Raw genomic sequence first — 6,034 nt, forward strand, 5'->3', positions numbered from 1 at the left:
GTCCTGGGTCCATGACGCCGTTCCCGCACCGCCACCGCCCGCACCGCGGGCAGGCGGCCGCTGCTCCGGTCCGGGACGCGTGGACCCGGCCGGTGGACACGGCGCCTGCCGGTGCACGCCGCTCCAGCGGCCGGCCGCCGCGCCCCGGTCGCGGGGCTGCGGTCCGGTGGGCGAGGCGGCGAAGACCGGAGGTGACGGCCGGCCGGGCGGTTTCCCGGCCTGGCTGTTCCTCCCTGTGACGGGTCGCCGGGGCGCACGGACCACCCCCGGTCTCGGAGCCTTCCCCCCGTGGGCACGGGCCCGGGGCGCGCCCCGGCGGCCTCCTCATCTCCCTCGTGCGGACCCTCCGGGGTCTGCCGCACCCCCAACCCGCCCTGAATATTCCTTTGTTCCTTCTTTGTCTTCCTGTGGATCGTGACGCGACGTGATGAACCTTGATCTGGCCGAGGCCGCGGTGATGACCGGGCTCGCCGCGACGGCGGTGCTCCTGGGGTGCTGCTGGATACGGACGACGGGCCGCCTGCGGCGCCGCATCTCCCATCTGGAGGGCGAACGGAGCGCCCGGGACCGTGCGGTGGCGCATCTGGCCGCCGCCCTGGATCCCGGCGGCGGGCCGTCGTCGGTGGTGTTCGAGGTCCCCGAGGCCCTGAAGAACACCGCGTTCGGCCGGGATCTCGCCTCGGTCTCCGCCGGGGTCACCGTCGCGGTGCGCGAGGCGCAGGCGGGGGCGGAACGGGCGGCTGCGGACCGCGCGGATCGCAAGGTCCAGGAAGCGACCCGGGCGGCCGTGCGGGCGCTCGCCACAGCGGTGGTCAGCGCCGGGGCGACGCTGGGCCAGACGGTGTCACGGGCCCTGGAGGAGCACCGGGGCGGAGCCGCGTTCGCCACGCTGACCCGGATCGACCACACCGCGCAGCAGATGACGCTGAAGGCACGGTCATTCCTGGTGCTGTGCGGGGGGTGGCCGGGGCAGAACTGGCCGGCCACCCCGGTCGGGGAGGTCGTACGGGGGGCGATGGGCCGGGTGCGGGACTTCCCGCGGGTGCGGGCCCAGCAACTTGATGTGGCGGTGGTGAGCCGGGCGGTGGAGCCGCTGGTGCACACCGTGGCGGTGCTGCTGGGGAACGCCCTGCAGTATTCGCCGCCGACCTCGACCGTGGAGGTCGGCTTCCAGCGCGGGCACGCCGGGCTGACCCTCGTCATCGACGACGCCGGGATCGGGATGAGCCCGGAGCAGCTGGCGGCCACGGAGCGGATCCTTGCCGGCGGGGTGCCCGATCTGCACCGGCTGGGCCCGCATCCGCGGACGGGGCTGTACGCGGCGGCGGCGCTCGCGGGGCGGTACGGCTTCCGGGTCCGGGTGGCGGGGGCGAGCCCGTACGGCGGCTTGAGGGTGACGGTGTTCGTCCCGGACGCGCTGCTGACCGCCGTGACCGAGGCGCCGGTCGCTCCGGTCGCTGCCGAACCCGCCCCGGCGACGGTGCACGGGCTGCCGAGGCGGCGCCGGGCCGCGCCGGAGCTGCCCGCCCCCACGGCCGAGGAACCCGTGCCGGCGCCGGGCACGGCGTCGGTGCTGGCCGGCTGGACCCGCGGGACCCGCACCGGGCGGGCCGCCGCGCAATCCCCCGCTCTTCCGGAAGGAAATACGCGATGACCCTGCTCACGAGCATTCCGAAGGACACCCGCCAGCAGCTGGTCTGGCTGCTGGACCAGCTCGTCTCCCCGGGGGTGGTGTCGGCGACGCTGGCCGCCACCGACGGGCTCGTGCTCAGCCACACCGACGGCATCTCCCGCGACGACGCGGAGGCGCTCGCCGCGGCGGTCTCGGGCCTGTGGTCGCTGGGCCGCGCCCAGTCCCATCTCGTTGGCGGCGGGCTGCGCCAGCAGCTCCTCGAATACGACGGGGGGATGCTGCTGCTGAGCGCCGCGGGCGAGCAGACGGCGCTGGCGGTGGTGACCGGCCCGGCCCACGAGGTCGAGGTGGACGTGGTCGCCCACCGGATGAACGAGCTGGCGGCGCAGGTCGGTCCCATACTCTCCGCCCCGCCCCGCCGCGCCGACGGTCCCGGCCGGTCATGACCACCCCGCGGCGCGGACGGGAGCTGGTGCGGGCGTACGTGCGGACCGGCGGACAGACCTGCCCGCGCCGCGAGGTGGACATGGCGGCGCTGCTGGTGGCCTCGCCCGAAGCCAAGGCCGCGGACCCGTCCCGGAGCCCGGAGGCTCGGGCGGTGCTGGGGCTGTGCTGGCAGGGCGTGCTGTCCCCGGCCGAGCTCGCCTCGTATCTGGCGCTGCCGCTGTCCGTGGTCCTGATCGTGGTCGGCGACCTGATCGACGGCGGGCTGCTCGCCGTCCCCGCCCCGGCCGCCCGCCCCGACGAATCCCTTCTGCAGGAGGTACTGCGTGGACTCCGCGCTCTGTGAGCAGGTCGCCTTCGTGCCCGCGACGGTGACCCGGTCGGCGAAGATCCTGGTCACCGGACCGTTCGCGGTGGGCAAGACGACGCTCGTCGCCAGCGTGTCGGAGATCGCGCCGATGAGCACGGAGGAGACGCTCACGCAGGCCGGGGCCGGGACCGACGACCTGACCGGCGCCCCGGACAAGACTCGCACCACGGTCGCGTTCGACTTCGGCCGCCTCACCCTCACCGACGACCTGGTCCTCTACCTCTTCGGCACCCCGGGCCAGGACCGGTTCCGCCCCCTGTGGCAGGCCCTGGCCCGGGGTGCGCTCGGCGCGCTGGTCCTGGTGGACACCCGCCATCTGGAGCGGGCCGACGACACCCTCACCGCGGTGGAGCGGCTCGGGCTGCCGTTCGCGGTGGCGGTCAACACCTTCGACGGCGCCGTCCGCTATCCGCCGGACGCGGTCCGCGAGGCCCTCGACCTGCCCGAGCAGGTGCCGCTGACCTCCTGCGACGCCCGCGACCGCGGCTCGGCCGTGGACGCCCTGATCACCCTCGTCGCCTACCTCCACACCCTGGAGACCCGCTCATGACCTTCCGCTCCCGCCCGCCCGCCGGACTGCCGGACACAGGCGACCGGGTCCCGCTGTACGCGGCGTCCTTCGCCGCCGACCCGCACGCCGCCTACCGGGCGATGCGCGAGGCGTACGGCCCGTTCGTCCCGGTGGAGCTGTCCCCCGGCGTCCCGGCGACGCTGGTGATCGGCTACCGCCAGGCCGTCAGCATCCTCAACGACCCGGCCGCCTTCCCCGCGGACCCGCGGGTGTGGCAGCGCGGCGTCCCGGCGGACTGCCCCGTCCTGCCGATGATCGAGTGGCGACCGAACGCGCTGCGCTCCGCCGGGACCGCGCACGCCCGCTACCGGGCGGCGACCGTCGAGAGCCTGGCCCCCGAGGACCTCCACGCCCTGGAAGCCACGGTCGAGCGGATCGCCGCCGACCTCCTCGACGACATCGGCGCCGAAGGCGCCACGGGGGTCGACCTGCGTGCCCGGTACGCCTTCCCCCTCACCTTCCAGACCCTCAACGCACTTCTGGGCTGCCCGCCCCACCTGGGCCGGCGGGTGGCGAAGGGCATGGGACAGATCTTCGAGGGAGTCGACGCCCACCAGGGCGCCGAGATGCTCACCGGCGCCTTAGAGGAACTCGTCCGGCTCAGGACGCGGCAGCCCGGGAACGACGTCACCTCCCGGCTGCTGGCCCACCCCGCGGGCCTCACCGTCGCCGAGATGATCCAGCAGCTCGTCACCCTGTACGGGGCGGGCATCGAACCGCAGGTCAACCTGATCACGAGTGCCCTGGCGCGGATGCTGACCGACCCCCGTTTCTCCGGGGACGTGCTGTCCGGGAGCCTCACCGTCGCCGACGCCCTCGACGAGACCCTGGCCACCGACCCGCCGATGGCGAACTACTGCCTGACCTATCCGCCCGAGCCGGTCACGGTTGACGGGCACGTCTTCCCCGCGCACCAGCCCGTCGTCATCAGCATGGCCGCCGCGAACAACGACCCGGCCGTCGCCGCCGGCATCGAGGAGCGGGCGGGCAACCGCTCCCATCTGGCCTGGAGCATCGGCCCGCACGCCTGCCCGGCCCGGGACCCGGCCTACCTGATCGCCCTCACCGGCCTCAGCCTCCTGATCGACCGGCTCCCCGACCTCGCCCTGGCCGTGCCCGCAGGCCAACTCGTCTGGCGCCCGGGGCCGTTCCACCGCGCCCTCGCCGCCCTGCCGGTCCGCTTCACCCCCTCCCCCCGCACCACCGACGCCCTGGAGAAGGAGACACCACGGTGATGGAGTCGCAGGTTCCCGTCCTGGTCCTGGACCCCGCCGGCCGCGACCGCCATGGCGAGGACGCCGCCCTGCGCGAGCGCGGACGGCTCACCCAGGTCGACGTTCTCGGGGTGCGGGCGTGGGCCGTCACCCACCCGGCACTCTTGAAGGACCTGCTCCTGGACGAGCGGGTCTCCAAGGACGCCCGCCGGCACTGGCCCGAGCGCAACGAGGTCATCGGCCGCCGCTGGCCGCTCAGCCTGTGGGTCGCGGTGGAGAACATGTTCACCGCCCACGGCACCGATCATCAGCGGCTGCGCCGCCTGGTCGCGCCCGCGTTCACCGCCCGCCGCATCCAGGCCCTGGCCCCGGACATCCAGCGGATCACGGGCGAACTCCTCGACACCCTCGCGGCGACCACCCCCGTCGGCGAGGCCGCCGATCTGCGCGAGCGGTTCGCCGCCCCCCTGCCGATCCGGGTCATCGGCCACCTCATGGGCCTGCCCGCCGAGTTCGGCGGGCGCGACCTCCGCCGCATCGTCGACGGCGTCTTCGACACCACCCTCACCCCCGAGCAGTCCGACGCCAACGCCAAAGCCCTCTATGAACTCCTGGCCGACCTGCTCGCCGCGAAGCGCGCCGCCCCCGGCGACGACCTGACCTCCCGCCTCATCCGTGCCCGGGACACCGACGGCGACGGCACGGGGCTGACCGACCACGAGCTCCTCGACACGCTCCTCCTCGTCATCAGCGCCGGATACGAGACCACCGTCAACCTGATCGACCAGGCCATCACCGCGCTGCTCACCCACCCCGCCCAGCTCGCCGACCTGCGCACCGGCGCCGCGACGTGGAGCAGCGCGGTCGAGGAGACCCTCCGCCTCCGCGCCCCGGTCGCGCATCTGCCGCTGCGCTACGCCATCGAGGACATACCCCTGCCCGGCGACGGGGTGACCATCCGGAAGGGGGAGGCGATCCTCGCCTCCTACGGCGCCGCCGGCACCCACCCCCACTGGCACGGGCCCACCGCCGACGTCTTCGACGTCCACCGCGAGAACCCGGCCCATCTCTCCTTCGGGCACGGCGTCCACTTCTGCCTCGGCGCGCCGCTCGCCCGCCTCGAAGCCGACACCGCGCTGCGGATGCTCTTCGGCCGCTTCCCCCGCCTCGCCCTCGCCGTCCCCGCCGCCGACCTGCGGCCCCTGCCCAGCTTCATCTCCGACGGCCACCGCGAACTCCCCGTACACCTGGAGCCGCAGCCCGACGTTCCTCCGGGACGGAACCCCATCTCATGAACCCGACCACCACCTCCTCCACCTCCACTCGCGCCCGGCCCGGCGGCGAGAACGGTCCGGTGCGCCCCAAGGTCCCGGCGCCCGGCCGCTGGTCCCCGGCCACCACGGCAGGGGTCCTGGTTCTCACCGTGCTGCACCTGACCGCGGGCGCCGCACTGCTCACGAGCGTCGTCGGTGACAGCGGCCCCGCGGTATCGGGCCTGACCGGCCGCCACTCGGTCCGTCTGGGCACGGTCGTCGCCGTGGCGGCCGAGGCGTTCGCCGTCACGCTCACCGGAGCGCTCGCGCCCGGCCGTCTGCCGCGCTGGTGGCTGTGGGGCCCGGTGGTCCTCATCGCCCTCGCCGTCGCCGTGCAGTTCGCCCGCACCCCGCTCGCCCCGGCCGGCCAGGCCGGATGACCCGGAACCGGAAACCCCAGATGCCCGACCTCATGGCCACGGCCACGCTCACCTCCGGTCCCGGCCGGACCCGCCCGCAGGGCCGGCTCGGGGACGCGCGGGATCTGTA

The 6,034-nt window shown here is 74.7% G+C and carries 7 protein-coding genes; all 7 read left to right on the top strand.

All coding sequences use genetic code 11. The features are described from left to right. Positions 1-427: 427 nt before the first annotated feature. The 7 genes from ACFVIM_RS31825 to ACFVIM_RS31855 are packed head-to-tail and all read left to right on the top strand — an operon-like array spanning position 428 to position 5,925. Positions 428-1,654 carry an ATP-binding protein gene (locus ACFVIM_RS31825; RefSeq protein WP_384308849.1) on the top strand — a complete coding sequence of 409 codons (1,227 nt, stop codon included), beginning with the start codon at positions 428-430 and terminating at the stop codon, positions 1,652-1,654. Beyond that, positions 1,651-2,079, top strand: coding sequence for a roadblock/LC7 domain-containing protein (locus ACFVIM_RS31830; protein WP_384308851.1), 429 nt, complete (start codon positions 1,651-1,653; stop codon positions 2,077-2,079). The genes ACFVIM_RS31825 and ACFVIM_RS31830 overlap by 4 nt, the downstream gene beginning before the upstream one ends. Further along, positions 2,076-2,423: a DUF742 domain-containing protein gene (locus ACFVIM_RS31835; RefSeq protein ID WP_384308853.1), complete on the top strand. Its 348-nt coding sequence runs from the start codon at positions 2,076-2,078 to the stop codon at positions 2,421-2,423. Before ACFVIM_RS31830 ends, ACFVIM_RS31835 begins: the two co-directional genes overlap by 4 nt. After that, positions 2,404-2,997 carry an ATP/GTP-binding protein gene (locus ACFVIM_RS31840; protein ID WP_384308856.1) on the top strand — a complete coding sequence of 198 codons (594 nt, stop codon included), beginning with the start codon at positions 2,404-2,406 and terminating at the stop codon, positions 2,995-2,997. Before ACFVIM_RS31835 ends, ACFVIM_RS31840 begins: the two co-directional genes overlap by 20 nt. After that, a complete protein-coding gene (locus tag ACFVIM_RS31845; RefSeq protein WP_384308858.1) occupies positions 2,994-4,253 on the top strand; it encodes a cytochrome P450 in 1,260 nt (419 codons plus the stop codon). Before ACFVIM_RS31840 ends, ACFVIM_RS31845 begins: the two co-directional genes overlap by 4 nt. Next, the gene (locus tag ACFVIM_RS31850; RefSeq protein WP_384308861.1) at positions 4,253-5,527 is read left to right on the top strand and encodes a cytochrome P450; all 1,275 of its coding nucleotides are present in this window, start codon (positions 4,253-4,255) and stop codon (positions 5,525-5,527) included. The genes ACFVIM_RS31845 and ACFVIM_RS31850 overlap by 1 nt, the downstream gene beginning before the upstream one ends. Then, positions 5,524-5,925: a hypothetical protein gene (locus tag ACFVIM_RS31855; protein WP_384308864.1), complete on the top strand. Its 402-nt coding sequence runs from the start codon at positions 5,524-5,526 to the stop codon at positions 5,923-5,925. The genes ACFVIM_RS31850 and ACFVIM_RS31855 overlap by 4 nt, the downstream gene beginning before the upstream one ends. Positions 5,926-6,034: the final 109 nt, after the last annotated feature.

It is taken from the genome of Streptomyces sp. NPDC057638 (genome assembly GCF_042800315.1).
In the GTDB taxonomy this organism is placed as follows: Bacteria; Actinomycetota; Actinomycetes; order Streptomycetales; family Streptomycetaceae; genus Streptomyces.